The sequence below is a fragment of the Nostoc sp. CCY 9925 genome, from assembly GCF_963920935.1.
In the GTDB taxonomy this organism is placed as follows: Bacteria; Cyanobacteriota; Cyanobacteriia; order Cyanobacteriales; family Nostocaceae; genus Nostoc.
The window spans coordinates 39,347-57,875 of the sequence record NZ_CAWUDO010000038.1 but is presented as its reverse complement, the minus strand read 5'-3'; the positions used below and the strand labels follow the sequence as shown (position 1 = coordinate 57,875).

The 18,529-nt window shown below is 43.9% G+C and carries 18 protein-coding genes; 7 read left to right on the top strand and 11 right to left on the bottom strand.

Annotation, left to right across the window (positions count from 1 at the left end):
* Positions 1 to 7: 7 nt before the first annotated feature.
* The 5 genes from ACM0OY_RS19820 to ACM0OY_RS19800 all read right to left on the bottom strand — a co-directional run bounded on the left by ACM0OY_RS19820 (position 8) and on the right by ACM0OY_RS19800 (position 3,927).
* Positions 8 to 769, bottom strand: coding sequence for a transferase (locus ACM0OY_RS19820; protein ID WP_414570560.1), 762 nt, complete (start codon positions 767 to 769; stop codon positions 8 to 10).
* Positions 770 to 982: 213 nt separating this feature from the next.
* Positions 983 to 2,653 carry a ribulose bisphosphate carboxylase small subunit gene (locus ACM0OY_RS19815; protein ID WP_414570559.1) on the bottom strand — a complete coding sequence of 557 codons (1,671 nt, stop codon included), beginning with the start codon at positions 2,651 to 2,653 and terminating at the stop codon, positions 983 to 985.
* Between the two features lie 222 nt (positions 2,654 to 2,875).
* Positions 2,876 to 3,178: a EutN/CcmL family microcompartment protein gene (locus ACM0OY_RS19810; protein WP_414570558.1), complete on the bottom strand. Its 303-nt coding sequence runs from the start codon at positions 3,176 to 3,178 to the stop codon at positions 2,876 to 2,878.
* Between the two features lie 6 nt (positions 3,179 to 3,184).
* Positions 3,185 to 3,529, bottom strand: coding sequence for a carbon dioxide-concentrating mechanism protein CcmK (locus tag ACM0OY_RS19805; RefSeq protein WP_010995041.1), 345 nt, complete (start codon positions 3,527 to 3,529; stop codon positions 3,185 to 3,187).
* 89 nt (positions 3,530 to 3,618) lie between these two features.
* Positions 3,619 to 3,927, bottom strand: a complete 309-nt coding sequence (locus ACM0OY_RS19800) for a carbon dioxide-concentrating mechanism protein CcmK (RefSeq protein ID WP_015209255.1) — start codon at positions 3,925 to 3,927, stop codon at positions 3,619 to 3,621.
* Between the two features lie 658 nt (positions 3,928 to 4,585).
* Between ACM0OY_RS19800 and ACM0OY_RS19795 the strand changes: the two genes are divergently transcribed.
* The 3 genes from ACM0OY_RS19795 (at position 4,586) to ACM0OY_RS19785 (ending at position 9,334) form a co-directional block, all read left to right on the top strand.
* Complete coding sequence (locus ACM0OY_RS19795) at positions 4,586 to 6,442, top strand: NAD(P)H-quinone oxidoreductase subunit F (protein WP_414570557.1); 1,857 nt, start codon at positions 4,586 to 4,588, stop codon at positions 6,440 to 6,442.
* Between the two features lie 121 nt (positions 6,443 to 6,563).
* Positions 6,564 to 8,069: an NADH-quinone oxidoreductase subunit M gene (locus ACM0OY_RS19790; RefSeq protein WP_414570556.1), complete on the top strand. Its 1,506-nt coding sequence runs from the start codon at positions 6,564 to 6,566 to the stop codon at positions 8,067 to 8,069.
* 134 nt (positions 8,070 to 8,203) lie between these two features.
* The gene (locus tag ACM0OY_RS19785) at positions 8,204 to 9,334 is read left to right on the top strand and encodes a CO2 hydration protein (protein ID WP_414570555.1); all 1,131 of its coding nucleotides are present in this window, start codon (positions 8,204 to 8,206) and stop codon (positions 9,332 to 9,334) included.
* A 17-nt stretch (positions 9,335 to 9,351) separates the two neighbouring features.
* On the opposite strand, the gene ACM0OY_RS19780 is transcribed toward ACM0OY_RS19785, so the two are convergent.
* On the bottom strand, positions 9,352 to 10,071 hold the full coding sequence (locus ACM0OY_RS19780; protein ID WP_414570554.1) for a Uma2 family endonuclease: 720 nt from the start codon (positions 10,069 to 10,071) through the stop codon (positions 9,352 to 9,354).
* A gap of 191 nt (positions 10,072 to 10,262) precedes the next feature.
* Between ACM0OY_RS19780 and ACM0OY_RS19775 the strand changes: the two genes are divergently transcribed.
* The gene (locus ACM0OY_RS19775; protein ID WP_414570576.1) at positions 10,263 to 11,297 is read left to right on the top strand and encodes a serine/threonine protein kinase; all 1,035 of its coding nucleotides are present in this window, start codon (positions 10,263 to 10,265) and stop codon (positions 11,295 to 11,297) included.
* A 60-nt stretch (positions 11,298 to 11,357) separates the two neighbouring features.
* Complete coding sequence (locus ACM0OY_RS19770; RefSeq protein WP_414570553.1) at positions 11,358 to 12,665, top strand: serine/threonine protein kinase; 1,308 nt, start codon at positions 11,358 to 11,360, stop codon at positions 12,663 to 12,665.
* A 112-nt stretch (positions 12,666 to 12,777) separates the two neighbouring features.
* Here the strand turns inward: ACM0OY_RS19770 and ACM0OY_RS19765 are convergent, their stop codons facing one another.
* The gene (locus ACM0OY_RS19765; protein WP_414570552.1) at positions 12,778 to 13,143 is read right to left on the bottom strand and encodes a hypothetical protein; all 366 of its coding nucleotides are present in this window, start codon (positions 13,141 to 13,143) and stop codon (positions 12,778 to 12,780) included.
* Positions 13,144 to 13,389: 246 nt separating this feature from the next.
* Here ACM0OY_RS19765 and ACM0OY_RS19760 point away from each other — a divergent pair, with 246 nt between their 5' ends.
* The gene (locus ACM0OY_RS19760) at positions 13,390 to 13,635 is read left to right on the top strand and encodes a hypothetical protein (protein ID WP_414570551.1); all 246 of its coding nucleotides are present in this window, start codon (positions 13,390 to 13,392) and stop codon (positions 13,633 to 13,635) included.
* A 50-nt stretch (positions 13,636 to 13,685) separates the two neighbouring features.
* Here ACM0OY_RS19760 and ACM0OY_RS19755 read toward each other — a convergent pair whose 3' ends face one another.
* A complete protein-coding gene (locus ACM0OY_RS19755; RefSeq protein WP_414570550.1) occupies positions 13,686 to 13,868 on the bottom strand; it encodes a hypothetical protein in 183 nt (60 codons plus the stop codon).
* Between the two features lie 123 nt (positions 13,869 to 13,991).
* Here ACM0OY_RS19755 and ACM0OY_RS19750 point away from each other — a divergent pair, with 123 nt between their 5' ends.
* Positions 13,992 to 14,369, top strand: a complete 378-nt coding sequence (locus ACM0OY_RS19750; RefSeq protein WP_414570549.1) for a hypothetical protein — start codon at positions 13,992 to 13,994, stop codon at positions 14,367 to 14,369.
* 77 nt (positions 14,370 to 14,446) lie between these two features.
* Here ACM0OY_RS19750 and ACM0OY_RS19745 read toward each other — a convergent pair whose 3' ends face one another.
* The 3 genes from ACM0OY_RS19745 to petH all read right to left on the bottom strand — a co-directional run bounded on the left by ACM0OY_RS19745 (position 14,447) and on the right by petH (position 18,122).
* The gene (locus tag ACM0OY_RS19745) at positions 14,447 to 15,211 is read right to left on the bottom strand and encodes a Uma2 family endonuclease (protein WP_414570548.1); all 765 of its coding nucleotides are present in this window, start codon (positions 15,209 to 15,211) and stop codon (positions 14,447 to 14,449) included.
* A 123-nt stretch (positions 15,212 to 15,334) separates the two neighbouring features.
* Positions 15,335 to 16,705, bottom strand: a complete 1,371-nt coding sequence (locus ACM0OY_RS19740; RefSeq protein WP_414570575.1) for a homoserine dehydrogenase — start codon at positions 16,703 to 16,705, stop codon at positions 15,335 to 15,337.
* A 169-nt stretch (positions 16,706 to 16,874) separates the two neighbouring features.
* Positions 16,875 to 18,122, bottom strand: a complete 1,248-nt coding sequence (petH, locus tag ACM0OY_RS19735; protein WP_414570547.1) for a ferredoxin--NADP reductase — start codon at positions 18,120 to 18,122, stop codon at positions 16,875 to 16,877.
* Positions 18,123 to 18,529 lie beyond the last annotated feature (407 nt).

The following is an 18,529-nucleotide window of genomic DNA, read 5'->3' as shown; positions in this document are numbered from 1 at the left end:
ACTCGGACTAATCGTCAGAGTTTGGGTCACTCAAGGATTGTCTATGGGGAAACAATGTGGTCAACAATCTGTGTATGCTGCCTTGCCCATAAATTTGAGTCCCGAAGCTATTAGGGGATTCTGTGGCTGCTCCATCGGGGTTAGAGTTATTTTCTGTAGACTCTTCGGGGGCTGGTTGCAAATTGGATTGGGCGTCATTGTCAGGCTTTGGGGGTGAAGGAGATTTGCTTTCTGGAGTAGGGGAAGATTTAAAGAAAGAAAGCGATCGCCCTTTTAACTCCACAAAAGCCGATGCCGAGAAGTTAGTTGAGGAAATTACCTTTTCTTCACCTTCCCCTAAGCCATTATTGCTTTCTTGGCTGCTTGTAGAAGCTTGGTTCTCTGGGGATGGGTCGAGTTGTTTTATTTCAGCAATTTGCCGGCTGGTGTCTCCCAAAATCGAACCAGGTGGAACTACTTGTCCGGGTTCAACTGAACAATTGAAAACTGTTGTTGCCGAACCAATGCAAGCATTTGCTCCAATTTTCCCCTTGCCAACCATCAAAAAACCGGCTCCCAGGTTTGCGCCTGCTTCCACCTCCAGGGTTCCTTCATGGACTTGGAGAATCGACCCCATGCCAATACAGACCCCCGGGCCAATAACGATTTTGCTGTTTGCAGCTGCTTGGAGTATTACCCCAGGTGCGAGTACCGCGCTTGGATGAACAGTCACCTCACCACTCATGTAAGAATCAAAGTTATTGCTGAGGCGCAGTGGCGGCACAGACATGGAAATTTAACCTCAGGTGGGGAGTGGGCACAGGGGCAAAGGGGCGGAGGGGCAAAGGGGCAAAGGGGCGGAGGGGCAAAGGGGCAGAGGGGCAAAGGGGAAAGACTTGCTGCAACCTTTTCCCCTATCTGCTCATCTCCCCTATCTCCCCATCTGCTCCAATCCCCAATCCCCAGTCCCCAGTCACCAGTCCCCAGTCCCTATTCCCATAAACTACGGACGTTGAATTATCGTTTCTAATACCCGGCGCTTGGCTTTGGGGTCAATACCAATCAAGCGGACATATTCTCCTTGGTATTCGCCAAGGTGTCCTTCTACGGCTGCGATCGCTTCTCTTTCTGAGGAGGCTTGAATTTGACCAGTGCTCGTCCAGGAACCTGTACGGAAGCGTCTCTGGTCTACGTGTTCGACGCTAATTTTATATCCGCCAGCCAACAATTGTCTTAGCTGGTCTACTACTTCGGAATTTAAACGAGTACTTGTAGCTGTTGCAGTTTTGGAAGACCCACCGCTGCTAGTAAATGAAGATTTCTGCTGATTACCAGAGGAAGCTACTTGACCGTTGGGACGTTGAATGATGCTTTCTAACACCCGCCGCTTGGCTTTGGTGTCAATACCAATTAGACGCACATACTCGCCTTGATGGTTGTCTATACACTCTTCCACAGCGGAAATCACTGCATTTGCCGAAGTTGCTTCAATTGGCTTGCAACTACTCCAAGAACCAGTCCGGAAGCGGCGTTCATCTACGTGTTCAGTGCCAATTTTATAACCACCAGCCAAAAGTTGCCGGATTTGGTCTACAGTTTCATTGCTAACTTTGCCGCCGCCAGAGCCGTTACCATTACTATTACTATTATGGTTGTTGCTGCTGTAGCTGCCATTGCTAGAACTAGCAGGAGCTTTAAAGCTGGTGGCTGGTTTTGCCTCACCATCGGGACGTTGGATGATGGTTTCTAACACCCGCCGTCTACCTTTGTCAATGCCAAACAGCCGCACATATTCGCCGCCGTGGTCTCTCAGACAGCTTTCCAAAGAAGCGATCGCTTCACCTAAAGATCTCGGTTCAATTGGCTGGCAGCTAGTCCAAGAACCTGTGCGGAACCGTCTTTGGTCTACATGCTCCGTGCCAATCTTATATCCTTGCTGTAATAAATACCGCAACTGCTCTATTGTTTCTGCACCCAAGCTATTACTTGCCACGTTACTACTCCTTTCCAACTCTAAAACAGTAATACCATTACCTGTATAAGATTTAGCAATTTCATCCCGAATCGGCGCAATGCATTTTGTATCCTCAGCACAGAGATAACCAGCTCGTAGAGCCTGATTAATCCCAACCACATGATGAGCGAATTCCTTATCCCGATCTTGCACGTCTGGCAAGCGGTCAGCTTGCTGCTGGGTGGTAATTATTGCTCCTGAAGGTATATACTTACCTGCGGGAATTTCTACGTCTTGAATCAAAGCGTGCATCATCACGATGCAGCCTGCACCTACCCTGGCATTAAACACTGTGGAGCGAAAGCCAATGAAGGAATTGTCCCCAACATAAGCTGGTCCGTGAATTAGAGCCATGTGGGTAATGCAAGCATTTTTGCCTATCCACACCGAGTATTTCTCTTCGTCGTCGCCAACTACTCGACCTTGCTCCAACCCATGAATCACAACGCCATCTTGGACATTAGTGTTTTCACCAAGATAAAAAGGTGTGCCTTCATCCGCTCTAATCGTCGTCCCCGGAGCAACGATTACATTTGCACCTAGACGTACATCTCCAATCAAATTGGAAAATTTGTGTACAAAGGCGGTTTCATGGATTTCGGGTTCAGCTAAATTCCTTGACCACGGGGTTGGGGGTGCCGCCGTGCTGCGGACTACCATCGCGAGATTCCTCCTCTATGTCATTTGTCACCTCTTACAAAGTTCCGATCGGAGGAAACCTCCGCTCCGACTTTGCGCTTTGTTCTGTTGTCATTTGTCATTTGTCACCTCTTACAAAGTTCCGATCGGAGGAAACCTCCGCTCCAACTTTGCGCTTTGTCAGTTGTCCTTCGTCCTTTGCAAATAACTAATGACTAATGACCAATGACCAATGACTAATGACTACCTATACTGATCTTTTTTGCTGTAAATTAGGCGATCTGCAACGTGAATGGTGTCTATTATCGCTACCACTGCTGCATCTAATGGACGCTTTTCATTGCCATCAATTTGACGAGCAGAACTGCCACGAGTGACGAGTACCCACTCATCTACTCCTGCTCCCACGATATCCGCTGCTACTTCGTACTGTGGCAGGATGTTTCCGTCTTCATCTACTAATTGTAACAACAGTAGTTTCACACCTCTGAGACTTGGGTCTTTTTGGGTGCTAACTACTGTGCCGCGAACTTTGGCAACTTGCATTACAAATTACGGTCTTCTACCAAAAGGACGAATTGCATTCACATTTTCCCGGAATTGTTCTACGTCTTCTGTATAACGAATTGGCAGAACATATTCTAAGTTTTCGTGAGGACGAGCAATGATATGGGTAGACAGGACTTGTCCGCCGTTGACTCGCTTCACAGATTCAACTCCTGCGGCTACGGAAGCTTGAACTTCCGATACGTCTCCCCGCACAATCACTGTTACGCGACCACTACCGATTTTTTCATAACCCACCAGAGTAACACGGGCTGCTTTCACCATTGCGTCAGCAGCTTCCACTACCGCTGGAAAGCCTAGCGTTTCAACCATTCCTACTGCGATCGACATTAGTTTTAATCCCTATTTAAAGTTTTAGCCTTGGACACAAATGATGCTCAAAAAACTAAAAAGCGTTAACTACTTTATTTAAACGGCTTTTAGGTACGGAACTGTTCTACAGCTTCTGTGTAACGTATCGGCAAGACGTATTCTAGGTTTTCGTGAGGACGAGCAATAATGTGTGTGGATAACACTTCACCACCATTAACTCTTCTCGCCGCTTCTACCCCAGCAGCTACGGAAGCTTGAACTTCCGATACATCTCCCCTAACTATCACGGTGACGCGAGCGCTACCAATTTTCTCATATCCTACTAAAGTGACACGGGCGGCTTTTACCATCGCATCAGCAGCTTCCACCACTGCTGGAAAGCCCTTCGTTTCAATCATTCCAACTGCAATTGGCATCGCAGAACTCCTACAAAATTAATCCGAACAGTACTGTTATTTGAAATTTTTGACGGGGAGAGCTTGATCTTAGAGCTAAGAAAACACTTCCAATTTAAGCATAGGAAAGCTTGGCGTCCCTGGCAATACAAATCACTATAATAGTTTATGATAAAAAAGTTTTAAAAAACTTAACATAAATTTATCTATGCCGATGAGCAATTAAAGTTCACTGATTCCTAGAGCAGCCACTTATGCTTTATAATTTCTTTATTACATTTACAAAACGAGATTCATAGCTAAGGCTAATCCAATCTGGGAAGGAGTGAGCAGTCGCTGTATGCTTTGCTGTCTCTATCTTTCCTCAGTTTTTGCTAAATCTACAAGGACTAGGTAAAAAACATATAATTTTTTCAAATATATCGTATAAAGTACTTTGGTCAAAGTAGAAATACAAATGTAAAAAGGTCGAGGATGTTAAGGCAAGTAAATGCTTTTGATTATATGAAGTTATATTTTATTGAAGTTTAATAGGGTAAATTAAGTATAAATACTCCGAAGTTCTTAGTTGAAACAATAGTAAACAAACATAGAGGTTTTGGCAAATTAATTTAATTAAATTAAATAGTTGTCTGAAAGCTTTTTTAAAATTAAGGCTGAGTCGTCAAGGGAAATTTAAATGAGTCAATTTTTATTTTTAACAAGTTGGTTTGTACCTTTGTATAGCTTATTAGGTGCAATTTTGACCTTACCGTGGGGATTGGGAATAATTAAGCGGACAGGGCCAAGACCTGCGGCATACATCAACTTGTTGACGACCGTTTTGGCATTTATCCATAGCTTGTTTGTATTTAAAGATATTTGGGATAAAGAACCACAAAATTTGTTGGTTCCCTGGTTCAAAGCAGCCGATTTAGACTTATCCTTTGCCTTGGAACTCTCACCAGTGAGTATCGGGGCAACAGTTTTAATTACAGGCTTAAGCTTATTGGCACAAGTTTACGCCTTGGGTTACATGGAAAAAGACTGGTCGTTGGCACGTTTCTTTGCACTGCTGGGATTTTTTGAAGCGGCGCTGAGTGCCCTAGCAATCAGTGATTCTTTGTTGTTCAGCTATGGGCTTTTGGAAGTCCTGACACTTTCGACTTATTTGCTGGTGGGGTTCTGGTATGCTCAACCGTTAGTAGTGACAGCGGCGCGAGATGCGTTTTTAACTAAACGGGTGGGAGACTTGTTACTGTTGATGGCTGTAGTCACCCTTTCCACCTCAGCCGGCAGCTTGAATTTTTCCGATTTATATGAATGGGCGCAAACAGCTAATTTAAGCCCAGTCACATCAACATTATTGGGGTTAGCGTTAATTGCTGGACCTGCGGGTAAATGTGCCCAATTTCCACTGCACCTGTGGTTAGACGAGGCGATGGAAGGGCCGAACCCTGCCTCGGTAATGCGAAATTCCTTGGTAGTAGCTGGTGGTGCCTATTTGTTATTTAAACTGCAACCATTATTAGCCCTATCACCTGTTGCCTTGAATGCTTTAGTAATCATGGGTACTGTAACAGCCATTGGTGCAACATTAGTATCCATAGCTCAAATAGATATTAAGCGAGCCTTATCCCATTCTACTAGTGCATACATGGGATTAGCGTTTTTGGCAGTGGGCTTGCAGCAAGGTGGTGTAGCCTTGATGTTGCTGTTAACCCATGCGATCGCCAAAGCATTATTATTTATGAGTTCTGGTTCAGTGATCTTAACTACCCAAAGTCAAGACTTGACAGAAATGGGCGGTTTATGGTCAAGGATGCCAGCTACCACCACTGCCTACATCGTCGGTTCAGCAGGAATGGTGACACTCCTACCACTGGGAAGCTTCTGGGCAATGTTAGCATGGGCTGACGGTTTTGTGAGTATTAGCCCTTGGGTGATTGGAGTTTTATTATTAGTCAATGGCTTGACAGCATTGAATTTAACCAGAGTATTTAGATTAGTCTTTTGGGGTAAACCGCAACAAAAGACCCGCCGTACTCCAGAAGTCGGTTGGTCGATGGCATTGCCGATGGTGACTTTAACAGTATTGACTTTGCTTCTACCTCTGCTGCTACAGCAATGGTACTTGCTACCTGATTGGGAAAGTATCAATTGGTATGTAGTATTAGCGTTGTTTGGTTCTACAGTGCTGGGAGTAGTTGTAGGGTCTACAATTTATCTGCACAAAGCTTGGTCAAGATCGAGAATCCTAGCATGGAGATTTTTCCAAGATTTGTTGGGTTATGACTTTTACATTGACCGAATTTATCGAGTCACCGTAGTGAGTGCAGTAGCGCTACTATCTAAGATTTCTGCTTGGAGCGATCGCTATTTGGTTGACGGTATAGTGAACTTAGTTGGGTTTGCCACAATTCTCGGCGGACAAAGTTTAAAATACAGCATTTCTGGACAATCCCAAGGTTATATGTTGACTATCCTCGCAGTCGTCAGCATCCTCGGCTTTTTCATCAGCTGGTCATTGGGTTTATTAGATAAATTGCCCTTTTAAAAGTGTTGAGTGCTGACTACAGAAAAAGGTTAACCAAGTCTTTCCAAGAGTTAGGAGTTTCTCCCCCTGCCTCCCCTGCCTCCCCTGCCTCCCCTGCCCTCATCTTCCTTACCTGAAGTCTATGCTTAGTGCTTTAATTTTAGTGCCCTTGATTGGAGCAGCTTTAATTGGTTTCTCGCCCTCTGGCATTAGTGGGAAACTTGCCCGTGGGGTAGCTTTAGTATTTGCGATTATTGGTTTGTTTTTGACAGTAGTACTAACAATTCAGTTCCGTCCTGGAGAAATCAGTCAACAGTTTGCCGAGTCTGTTCCTTGGGTAGATGCCTTAGGCTTGAACTATAACCTGGGAGTAGATGGTTTATCCTTGCCATTGCTGGTTTTAAATGGGCTTTTGACCTGTATTGCCATCTACAGTAGCGATGAATCCCTTGGGCGTCCCAAATTGTATTACTCTCTAATACTACTTTTAAGTGTTGGGGTGATTGGAGCTTTCTTAGCACAGGATTTACTGCTATTTTTCCTGTTTTACGAGTTGGAGTTGATTCCGCTGTATCTGTTGATAGCTATTTGGGGTGGTTCAAAACGGGGTTATGCTGCAACAAAATTTCTGATTTATACTGCCGTTTCCGGAATCCTGATTTTAGCAAGTTTCCTGGGCATGGTTTGGCTGAGTGGTTCCTCTAGCTTTGCACTAGCAACCTTGAACGCCAAGACTCTACCTTTAGCTACACAACTTTTACTGCTAGTGGGAATTTTGATCGGCTTCGGGATTAAAATTCCCTTAGTTCCCTTCCATACTTGGTTGCCAGATGCTCACGTAGAAGCTTCCACACCGATTTCCGTGCTGTTGGCTGGGGTACTGTTGAAGTTGGGAACTTACGGCTTACTGCGATTTGGTATGAACTTGTTACCAGAAGCTTGGAATTATCTGGCTCCTTGGTTAGCAATTTGGGCAGCAGTAAGTGTATTGTATGGTTCATCCTGTGCGATCGCCCAAACAGATATGAAAAAAATGGTGGCGTACAGTTCCATTGGACACATGGGCTACGTCCTGATAGCGGCGGCTGCGGCTACACCTCTAAGTGTGTTGGGTGCTGTCATGCAAATGATTAGCCACGGCTTGATTTCTGCAATGCTGTTTTTGCTGGTGGGCGTTGTATATAAAAAAGCCGGCAGCCGGGATTTAGAAATTATCAGAGGATTGCTGAACCCAGAACGCGGTATGCCAGTAATCGGTAGCTTGATGATTGTGGGAGTCATGGCCAGCGCAGGTATACCCGGAATGTTGGGGTTTATTTCCGAATTCGTAGTTTATCGGGGTAGTTTTGCAGTTTTTCCAGTACAAACGCTGCTGTGCATGATTGGTACGGGGTTAACAGCGGTTTACCTCCTGTTACTTATGAACCGTGCCTTTTTTGGACGTTTATCTGCACCTGTTGTTAATTTACCACGCGTGTATTGGAGCGATCGCCTTCCAGCTGCAATTTTAGCCTTACTAATTGTGATTTTTGGCATCCAGCCGTCTTGGTTATCACGCTGGACTGAACCAACAATTACAGCAATGGTGAATACTCAAAACGTAGTAGCAGCGGTGTCTTTGGATAAGAGAATGGGGAATGGAAAGTAGGGAGTAGGGAGATGGGGAGACAAGGAGATAACTTTCAATAAGTCTTTTCCATTTATCCCTCTATCCTCTTGGTTCCCCGTGTCCCGGCGTCCTTTTCCCATGCCCCATGCCCAATACTTAATGGAGAACTTGCAATGGTAACTATTAGAAATAAATTCACTAACGAACCTTTACCTGAGTTTATTGAACGCCTGCAAACAGGACAGGCATTACTTACCGATACTCCAGAAAATGTGGTGGAAGTAGTTGGTATTCTCAAAAGCTATGGCGTAGTTATAGATGCCTATTCAATAAATCTGAATTATATTGCCGAGCATCAGTTTTTAGTATTTTTTCCATTTTTTAAATACTTTAATGGAGAGGTATCTTTTCAGAAATTACTGCGTCACTGGTGGCACGATCGCATTAATTTTGAATATGCCGAGTATTGCATGAAAGGCATGATGTGGCACGGTGGTGGCGGTCTCGATGAATATTTAGATACAAAAGAATTTCAAGAAAGAGCGCAAGCTGTCATCGTAGCTAAATTTAAAAATAATCCTTTAATTTTAGGCATTAACCAACTGTTTCCAGACTTTTTAACCGAACAGTTACGCGTTTCTGCTTATTACACTGGTTTAGGTCAATTTTGGCGAGTCATGGCTGATATTTTCCTCAGCTTATCAGACCGCTACGACAAAGGCGAAATCAAATCGATTCCCCAAATTGTAGACCATATTAAAGCAGGGTTAGTGGAAAATGCATCAAAGCCAATTACTTACACCGTCAAAGTTCGGGAAAAACTCTATGAAATCATTCCTAAAGACGTTGGTTTGACTTTCTTAGCAGACACAGCAATACCTTATGTAGAGGCAGTTTTCTTTAGGGGAACACCTTTCCACGGCACAGTTTCATACAACGCCCAAGCTTATCAAATCTCCCCAGATCAAAGTCGATTCCAATATGGCGCATTGTACGCCGATCCTTTACCCATTGGTGGCGCAGGTATCCCTCCCACCTTGTTGATGCAAGATATGCGTCATTATCTTCCAGAGTACTTGCATGAAATTTATCGTGGCAGTCTCCGGGGTGAAGATGATTTGCGAGTGCAAATTTGCATGACTTTCCAAAAATCGATGTTTTGCGTGACCACAGCAGCGATTTTGGGACTGGCGCCTTATCCTTTAGATACTAAAGATCCATCCGAGGAAAAAGCTAATCGAGTTTATTTCGCAAAATGGATGAGTCGCTTAGAAACTTCCCAGTTGCTAGAGGTGAATAAATAGTTGACTTTTAATTAAAATTATGCATCTGGTTCAATGCCGAGCGATCGCAATTGAGCAATCAGAATCTCATTTCGTTGGCTTTCTTGTTCTGCTCTTTCATCGCCAGTCAACAACAAATTACCTTGCAAATCCCACCAACGTAACCACGGCAATTCCATATTTTGGTAAACTCCATGCCAGATACCTAGCTCAACGCCTAAAGGATGTATGAGATAATGTCCCCGTTCGTTTGTTGGTAATGGCTGATACTTGCCCTCAATTAAGTGATACACTTCTACGCTGGCTTTATCCACTTCATAAATGCCGTAAAACGGAGTCCGAATCACTTGCTCATAAATCCAAAATTTGCCTTTCCAAGGTGTTTGATCTCGCTCTTCACTCCCATCACCAGAGACAAATTCTAAGGCAATTAATGGGGCAATAAATTCTCGCCATATTACATAAGACCTGCGGATTTGTCCATCGAGTAAGGGCGGGACATTGGTGACATAAAACCAGTCTGGTGCGACTGCGCCTTTTTCTGGCGGATCGGTCATCCGCCAGTAGATGCCACAATCTTGACCAATACAATATTGCCCATCAGGGTGAAGTTTTTGTAATATCGGTTGAATCGAGTTGGTAATGAGAATGCTTTGGGGATGTTCCTGGAAGTTTTTTACAAATGTGCCATCGGACTCTGGTAGCTGCGTGTGGTCTGGGAAAGGGGTGAGGTCAGTGGGGTTGATGGCAGAGGTCATAAAACTACCTTTGCACTAGCTAAAGGTTGTTTTTAGTTTAGCAATAGAGGAAGAAAAAAGCGTAGGCGTAGCCCGCACTTCGACAAGCTCAGTGACCATCGTAGACATCGCAGTCTTTCTCCAAAGCTAGGCTCAAGTTATTAAGGCTCTCTTGTGTGAGAATTAATCTAAGCATTTTGGGAGTTGCAAAGATGGCTTGGGTAGCTGGCGATCGCTTGCAAGCTGGAAAGTACACTATTGAAAAAGAGTTGGGAAGAGGACGCTTTGGCATTACTTATTTGGTGAAAAATAAGAATGGCGATCGCTTTGTCATTAAAACCTTAAATGATGACTTGCTAAATTCCCTTAGTCAATTTGAGCGCGAACGCCTAAAGACAATGTTTTTGCGGGAGGCTTTAAAGCTTCAAAAGTGTAAGCATAAGTATATTGTGGAGGTATTAGACTCCTTTGAGGAAGCAGACTGTTTGTGTTTGGTAATGGAGTATGTAAATGAAGTGAGTTTGGCTGACCTGCGTCCACCAACTCTTTCAGAACCAGATGCACTACGTTACATTCAGCAAATTGGAGAAGCACTGATAGTTGTACATGAAAATGAACTGATTCATCGCGATGTGCATCCAGGAAATATCTTGTTGCGGAACCGAGAGGGACAGCTAGAAGCAGTGCTAATCGATTTTGGTTTAGCTCTGGACTTTGACCATATCTTAACCACAAGCCGAACTAAAGAAACTTCCGATGGATTTACGCCTCCTGAACTTTACGCTAGAGGTACTATAACTCGTGCATATAGCGATATTTATTCACTAGCAGCTACTCTGTATAAACTTCTGACAGGAAGAACACCTGTTGATGCAGTAAAGCGCAAAGTGGACGGCGAGCATTTAGTATCTCCAAAAGAATGGAATCCTCAGATTAGCGAAGGCACTAACCGCGCAATTTTAAAAGGTATGCAGCTAGATGCTAAACAGCGTCCTCAATCAATGCGGGAATGGCTTGATTTATTGGGATTAACTGCGGAAACTCCTCAGCCTGTGACAACTGTATCCTCGAATACTAACTCGAACTGGGATAAAAAAATTCAGTTTTGGACTGTGGTGATAGCGGCGATCGCAGCTTTAGGAGGCTTACTTGCAGGGGTGGGTGCTGTGATGGATAAATTAAAATCCCCTGCATCTAATAGTCCACCATCAGTATCTCCTAGTCCGTCATCTAGCAAAACACCCTAGAATTAGCTAAACTCTCATTAAAACGCTGGCATTAAAGTAATTTTTTACTTAGAGGTATTCATGCCTTGGATAGCAGGACAACAATTGCAAGGTGGCAAATATGTAATTAAGAAAGTCCTGGGACAAGGGGGATTTGGGATTACTTATAAGGCTTTGCATGTTGAACTAAACCAGACAGTTGTAATTAAAACACCTAATGAATATCTCAGTCACGATCCGGAATATGAAAAGTACATAGAGAGATTTATCCAAGAAGGGCGGATACTCGCACGCCTATCAAAAGACCGTCATCCTCATATTGTGGGAGTGATTGATTTGTTTCGGGAAGGTGCTACCCACTGTTTAGTGATGGACTTTGTTGAGGGAGAAAATTTATTTGAGGCAGTGAAGCGTAGGGGGGCTTTACCAGAAGCAGAGATTCTACTCTGCATCCGCCAGATTGGGGAAGCTTTGAGCGTAGTGCATCAAGCAGGTTTAGTACACCGAGATGCCCATCCTGGAAACATTATGGTGCGGAGAAATGGCAAAGCCGTCTTAATTGACTTTGGAATCGCCAAAGAACTTTTGCCTAAAACCTTGAGTTCAAAGGGTATTGCGGGTAATGAAGGGTTTGCGCCCTATGAACAGATGAGCAGAGGCAGTCGAGAGCCAACTGTCGATATCTACTGTCTAGCTGCAACGCTCTATTATGTAGTCACAGGTCAGCCCCCTACAACTTCTCTGGCTCGCAAGCTGCATAATACTCCCCTGATCCCTCCTAAACAAATTAATCCAAGCATTAGCGATCGATTAAATAAAGCAGTTTTCAAGGGTATGGCGCTGGAGGCAAAAGACCGTCCTCAGTCAATGCAAGCATGGTTAGCAATGTTAGAAAAAGTAAAACAAACGCCTCCACCATCTGTTGAACCAGCTCATAAAAAATACGTTTTCAAAGCTACTAATCTTGGTAAAAAATATTTCGATGTGCCTCAGTTGCTTAGGAAACGCTGTAAAATTATTCCCTGGGGCTGGTTGATTGGTGTATTACTAAGCTACCTATTAATAGGCTACTTATTAGCCGCGTTTAATGCCGTGTACATACTTTCGGCTGTGGCTGGGACTGTAGCTGTGGCTGTTGCTGTTGCTGTGCCTGGGGCTGGGACTTGGGCTGTGGCTTTGGTTGTGACTGGGACTTTGGCTGTGGCTGGGGCTTGGGTTGGAGCTTTGGCTGTAGCTTGGGCTATGGCTGTGGCTGGGGCTTGGTCTGTGCCTGCGGCTGGAGATGAATTACGAAAATTTTTTAGCAAGTTTCATACTTTTCTAATTTTAGCTAGCACTTCTAGTATAGGCTTGGGTTTGGGATGGTTAGTCTATGTCATATTTCTCTAAAGCTCAAGCGATCGCTATTTAAATGTTATCTTTTTTCTATTAGTTCACCACTTAACCAAAAATCTCCCGAATTCAAATCGGGAGAATGTCAAAAAACCCAAATGTATTGTCTTTATCCAATAACAACCTCTTGCTTAGGCTTTCGCGCTGGACGCTTGCGTTCGCTGCGACGAACGCCCCCTGCCATTTTGTACTCATCGCTATTCTTGCCATACTTTGCAGCTACGCTGACTAACACATGTTCTGTTAATTCCATCAGCGACTTTTCCTCTAATTCAAAGGCTCCCTGAGTTAGATCCACCGTCGAAAGGGTGGAGTTATGAACTTCCAACTTGTCCTGTGTTTTTTTGATGGCGGCGGCAAAGGTTTCAATAGTGATTCCATTACCTAAATCTAAGGTGGGACTAATCGATTTCAAAGCTGCAATCCGACGCTGTGCTTTATCAAGTACTTTAGACCCACGTTTTGGGCGTGACATAAATAACTTGCCTTTTTTTAATCATACACTAGGATAAAAACTGCCTTCTATCCTTGTCTTTACACCATTAAGATAAACAAAATCGCAGGGAACGACACCCGCAATATTCAGTATTATTTAAATTATTTAATACAAAAAATATTATATTTCTTGCGCTAATTTACTTAAATTCATCCGAATTCAGTAACCGATCGCCTGAATTCAGTAACCGATCGCCCGAATTCAGTAACCGATCGCCCAAATTCAATGAACGATCGCCCAAATTCAATGAACGATCGCCCGAATTCAAGAAACGATCGCCCTAATTCAATGAACGATCGCCCGAATTCAATGAACGATCGCCCGAATTCAAGAAACGATCGCCCAAATTCAAGAAACGATCGCCCAAATTCAATGAACGATCGCCCGAATTCAAGAAACGATCGCCCGAATTCAATGAACGATGTAAAAATATTTAGAAACTATATTTATAAGTATAAAAATACACTTTAATATAGAGACATAAGAAAAGCGATCGCCCTCGCGCAAGAGTCTGCGATGGACTACTTTTCTCTATCTAGCTTCTCTTGGATAGCATCTCTACAGAATTGTGCAGGGTCTTTTTGTGCTTTCACCTCTTCCTTCATCCGTTCTGATACCCGAAAGCTGAGATTTGCTATCAACGGTTCTTCTCTGTCAGTTTTTATAGGCTCAAAATTTTGTGGATTACCCTTAGGGTTAGGCATTGTTGAGAGATGTAAATAAGGCTTGATACTTATGCGTGCAAACCAATAGAGTTTTAAATCGGTAGGCACGTAAGCCTGGAAAACTTGTTACCTACCGATACCACTTTTGAAAATGGTAATTCTATGTTTACACGATCAGAACTCGAAATCAAAACCATTGCTGAACTACGTTTGCTGTGTGAGCGTTATGGATTACGGCCGACTGGGAAATCAGTGCAGAAGGTAAGCTATATCACATCGTTGATTGCATTTCCAGCGATCGCACTTAACCAGCTACAAGAAGGGAAAGGATTACGAAGATTATCGTTTGGTAGTTTTCAGTCCATCGGCGCGGCACTAGATGAGATGAATTCTCCAACCACCGAACAAGCAGCATTAATCAAGGCGAGCTTAGAAGGCAAATGTTTAAGCGCACCTAGTCGCTGGGAGCAGGAGAAACTGCTTAACCTGTACAAGGCTAAACTGCTACTAGAGCAAGTTATGGACTTGTTAGCGGACTAATTTTATTACTAGCCTCGATAATCCTTCTGTCAGTCCTCTTATTAGGGGACTTTTTTTTAGTAGCTATTGCCAAATACTTAAACTTCTGGTTCAATGCCGAGCGATCGCAATTGTGCAATCAGAATCTCATTTCGTTGGCGTTCTTGTTCAGCGCGTTGGCGTTCTTGTTCAGCCCGTTGGGATTCTTGTTCTGCTCTTTGATCACCAGTCAACAACAAATTACCTTGTAAATCCCACCAACGCAACCAAGGTAATTCTGCATTCTGATAAACTCCTTGCCAAATACCTAACTCAACTCCCAAGCGGGTAATCGGATAATGTCCGCGTTCATTTGCTGTTAATAACTGATATTGTCCGCCAATTAATTCATATATTTCCAAGCTGGCTTTCTTCACTTCATAAATGCCATAAAAAGCCGGATGAATCACCTGTTCGTAAATCCAAAATTTGCCCAGCCAAGGGGTTTTATCTCGTTCTTCACTACCATTCCCAGAAACAAATTCCAAGGCAATTAATGGGGCAATAAATTCTCGCCACAATACATAAGACCTGCGTGTTTGTCCATCGAGTAACGGTGGTACATTTGGTACATAAAACCAATCTGGTGCTTCTGCTCCTTTTTCTGGCGGGTCTGTCAAGCGCCAGTAAATACCTAAATCTTGACCGATACAATATTGACCGTCAGGATGTAATTGTTTGAGGATGGGTGTAATCGAGTCAGTAAGTAAGATGCTTTGCGGATGCTCTTGCCAATTTTTCACAAATGTGCCATTAGATTCTGGTAGCTGCGTATGGTCAGGGAAAGGAGTCAGGTCTGTAGATAGGTCGGTTGCAGAGGTCATAGGGTATCCTCGCGCAGGAGTGCGGTTTGTTGTTGATTTTAGCAAGCACAGACCTGTCTGAAAAAACTAGGTATTTTAGCCTGCGGGAACAACTGACGCCGATCGCTCGCTATTCATATACTCTTACAGTACGCGCAGTAAGCTGGGAATACTTTCTACCGCTTCCAGACTTTCAATTTCTGCCAAAGCTTGCCGAAAGTTCCCTTCCCGCACATCATGGGTCACAACTACAATCTCTGCTAGTTCTCCTTGAAAGCCTGTTTGCACAATTGACTCTAAGCTAACCCCATAGTTACCAAAGCAAGTACCCAATTTACCGATAACTCCAGGCTGGTCATTCGTGAGAAAACGCGCATAAAATCGAGTTATCAATTCTGCCATCGGCACAATTTGGCTGTATTCGTGATGTCCGCAAGCTAATAATGGATTCAGCGCAGCGATTTCGGATTTATTTAATTCCTGAGTGCTGACTGTTTGCGATTTTAAACTAGCAGTTAAATTCAAGATATCTGAGGCTACAGCACTGGCAGTTGCACCAGCACCAGCACCAGGGCCGAAAAACATTACTTGCCCAATGGGTTCTCCTTCCACAAGGATGGCATTGTAAACGCCGTTAATGCTAGCCAAAGGATGCGCTTTCGGCACCAAAGTCGGATGAACTCTCACCGAAAGAGGAGACAGGGAAAATGTCCCCGCGTCCCCGCGTCCCCGCGTCCCCCCATCTTCTTCTGGGGGTGTAATTCTATTAGCGATCGCTAACAATTTAATCACAAATCCCAATTTTTCGGCGTAGGCAATATCTGTTTTGCTAACTTGCCGAATTCCCTCGGTATACACATCTTTGAGGTTGATACGTCCGCCAAAACCTAATGATGCGAGGATGGCAATTTTATCAGCTGCGTCTAAGCCATCAACATCGGCTGTGGGGTCAGCTTCAGCATAACCCAAGCGTTGAGCATCAGCTAAAACATCGCTGAAGTTGCTGCCTTCTGTTTGCATCCGGGTGAGGATGTAGTTAGTAGTACCGTTAACTATACCAGTTACAGTATGAATGCGGTTAACGCTTAAGGACTGCTTCAGAGGTTGAATCACCGGAATCCCGCCACCGACAGCAGCTTCTAACATCACGTATACGCCAGCTTGGTTGGCAGTTGTGAAAATTTCTGCGCCATAGCGGGCGATTACTGCTTTATTTGCGGTGACTACATGTTTGCCATTACTTAATGCTTTGAGAATGAGCGATCGCGCTGGTTCTAGTCCGCCCATGACTTCGACTATTATATCCACCGTCGGGTCGTTGACAATGGCTTCCAAATCTGTAGTTAATACTTCCGCAGGCAATTCTATTGCACGGGGTTTATCTACCGATCGTACTCCCACCCGGTATATTTCTATCTCTTGCAACAACGGATGACGCCCAGCTTTATCTTGTAATAACTGTACTGTACCCGTTCCCACGGTTCCTAATCCCAGTATTCCTAGTTTCACACCCACAAATTTTGCACCCAATTTCACCAACAACAATTGTAGGTAGAGCATAATAATGCCCTACCTACTGATTATCCTTCTTCCTTAGTCTTTTGTGGTTTGTCCTTAGTCGTTAGTCATTTGTCCTTTGTTTTTTGAATAACTAATGACCAATGACTAGTGACTAATGACTAACTTAGTAGGTTTCTACGTGCCAGCGACCAGCTTTCTTGAGTTGCTTCTGGTAATCACTCCAGGTGACACCTTCCTTAGCAGCAGCAGCAGTTAAGGCTGCATCAATACCTTCTTCCATACCTCGCAAACCGCAGATGTATGTGTGGGTTTTTTCATTTTTAATCAATTGCCACAATTCATCTGCGTGTTCCGCTACGCGGTCTTGGATATACATTCTACCGCCTTGGGGATTTTTCTGTTCGCGGCTGATGGCAGGAGTGAGGCGGAAGTTATCAGGATATTTTTGTTGAATTTCTTCCAGTTCTTCCTTATATAAGAGGTTTGGAGTTGTTGGCACGCCAAATATTAGCCAAGAAAAGCCCTTAAATTGGTATTCTGGATTAGCTGCTCTTTCCGCATCTTTAAACTGACGCCACAGATAAGCCCTCATCGGCGCAATCCCTGTTCCGGTTGCCATCATGATTACATTGGCATCGGGATCGTCGGGTAACAACATTTCCTTACCCACTGGCCCTGTAATTTTCACATCTTCCCCAGGTTTGAGAAAACACAAGTGGGTAGAGCAAACACCGTAGACTGTTTCGCCAGTTTCTGGGTGCTTGTACTCCAACTGGCGGACACACAGTGATACCGTCTTATCATCCACATCATCGCCATGACGAGTTGAGGCAATGGAATAAAGTCTGAGCTTTTCGGGCTTGCCGTTTTTGTCCAATCCTGGTGGAATAATACCAATACTTTGACCTTCTATGTACTTCAAATTACTACCAGACAGGTCAAACTTGATGTGCTGAACAATACCAATTCCGCCTTCTTTGACTAACGGCTCATTAGATATTACCTTGCCAATAAACGGAGCATTGGGACGGTAAGTGTTAACAGGAACGTCACCGTGGTCTTTTTTGGCTTTCGCTTGAGTCATGGTGTTGCCTTTCTTGTCCTTGTTCTTGAGCTGTTCTTCAGCTTTAACTTCAGTGTTACTATTCACAGGTGTGGCTTTACCATTAACTTGCCCTAAAGCATCTACGGGCTGGATGCTAACAATAGTGCCGCCCAGACGAGTGATACGTCGCATTTCTTGATTCATGCGGTTGTAAGGCACTCTGATGAACACACTGCCACTTTTACGAATCGGGTAGTTCGTTTGATCGGTTTCTTCACTCTGACGCAGACCTACCACTTCATAGAGGAAGACGCGGCTACCTAATTGTGTGTTGGCAGCACCCTCAACAGCACCTTGATTGTACATTCGTTCTACCACTCCGATATTTACTTAACCGTTTTTCAAAAAAACTATTCCCATCCCATGCCAGCTTTAGTTTACCGGATTTTCGTTTCACAAAACTGGCCTTCTGGAAAAACGGCATCATTAATCGATGCCTTGCTAAGTACACTCACCGAAGACATGCAGGCATAGTAAAAAACACACCTGTTCACCTTCTAAGGTAAAGGATAAGTCTTTTGGAGAATGTTAATAATGAATCAATTTAATCTTTTCTTCGTTAACTACCACCGATACTTTTTTGCTAACTTTTGTCTACAAATACATCATGCTGCACAAGATAGCACAAGGCGTATCAATCGATGCACTTGAAAGCATCTTATCCTTGGTCTTACTTGGCGAAATCTACTACTCTCACGAAACATTCTTAGCTA

Excerpts from the sequence above, each read along its gene's own strand:
- ACM0OY_RS19820 (WP_414570560.1), bottom strand. The coding sequence starts at position 769 with ATGTCTGTGCCGCCACTGCGCCTCAGCAATAACTTTGATTCTTACATG.
- ACM0OY_RS19815 (WP_414570559.1), bottom strand. The coding sequence starts at position 2,653 with ATGGTAGTCCGCAGCACGGCGGCACCCCCAACCCCGTGGTCAAGGAAT.
- ACM0OY_RS19810 (WP_414570558.1), bottom strand. The coding sequence starts at position 3,178 with ATGCAAGTTGCCAAAGTTCGCGGCACAGTAGTTAGCACCCAAAAAGAC.
- ACM0OY_RS19805 (WP_010995041.1), bottom strand. The coding sequence starts at position 3,529 with ATGTCGATCGCAGTAGGAATGGTTGAAACGCTAGGCTTTCCAGCGGTA.
- ACM0OY_RS19800 (WP_015209255.1), bottom strand. The coding sequence starts at position 3,927 with ATGCCAATTGCAGTTGGAATGATTGAAACGAAGGGCTTTCCAGCAGTG.
- ACM0OY_RS19795 (WP_414570557.1), top strand. The coding sequence starts at position 4,586 with ATGAGTCAATTTTTATTTTTAACAAGTTGGTTTGTACCTTTGTATAGC.
- ACM0OY_RS19790 (WP_414570556.1), top strand. The coding sequence starts at position 6,564 with ATGCTTAGTGCTTTAATTTTAGTGCCCTTGATTGGAGCAGCTTTAATT.
- ACM0OY_RS19785 (WP_414570555.1), top strand. The coding sequence starts at position 8,204 with ATGGTAACTATTAGAAATAAATTCACTAACGAACCTTTACCTGAGTTT.
- ACM0OY_RS19780 (WP_414570554.1), bottom strand. The coding sequence starts at position 10,071 with ATGACCTCTGCCATCAACCCCACTGACCTCACCCCTTTCCCAGACCAC.
- ACM0OY_RS19775 (WP_414570576.1), top strand. The coding sequence starts at position 10,263 with ATGGCTTGGGTAGCTGGCGATCGCTTGCAAGCTGGAAAGTACACTATT.
- ACM0OY_RS19770 (WP_414570553.1), top strand. The coding sequence starts at position 11,358 with ATGCCTTGGATAGCAGGACAACAATTGCAAGGTGGCAAATATGTAATT.
- ACM0OY_RS19765 (WP_414570552.1), bottom strand. The coding sequence starts at position 13,143 with ATGTCACGCCCAAAACGTGGGTCTAAAGTACTTGATAAAGCACAGCGT.
- ACM0OY_RS19760 (WP_414570551.1), top strand. The coding sequence starts at position 13,390 with ATGAACGATCGCCCAAATTCAATGAACGATCGCCCGAATTCAAGAAAC.
- ACM0OY_RS19755 (WP_414570550.1), bottom strand. The coding sequence starts at position 13,868 with ATGCCTAACCCTAAGGGTAATCCACAAAATTTTGAGCCTATAAAAACT.
- ACM0OY_RS19750 (WP_414570549.1), top strand. The coding sequence starts at position 13,992 with ATGTTTACACGATCAGAACTCGAAATCAAAACCATTGCTGAACTACGT.
- ACM0OY_RS19745 (WP_414570548.1), bottom strand. The coding sequence starts at position 15,211 with ATGACCTCTGCAACCGACCTATCTACAGACCTGACTCCTTTCCCTGAC.
- petH (WP_414570547.1), bottom strand. The coding sequence starts at position 18,122 with ATGTACAATCAAGGTGCTGTTGAGGGTGCTGCCAACACACAATTAGGT.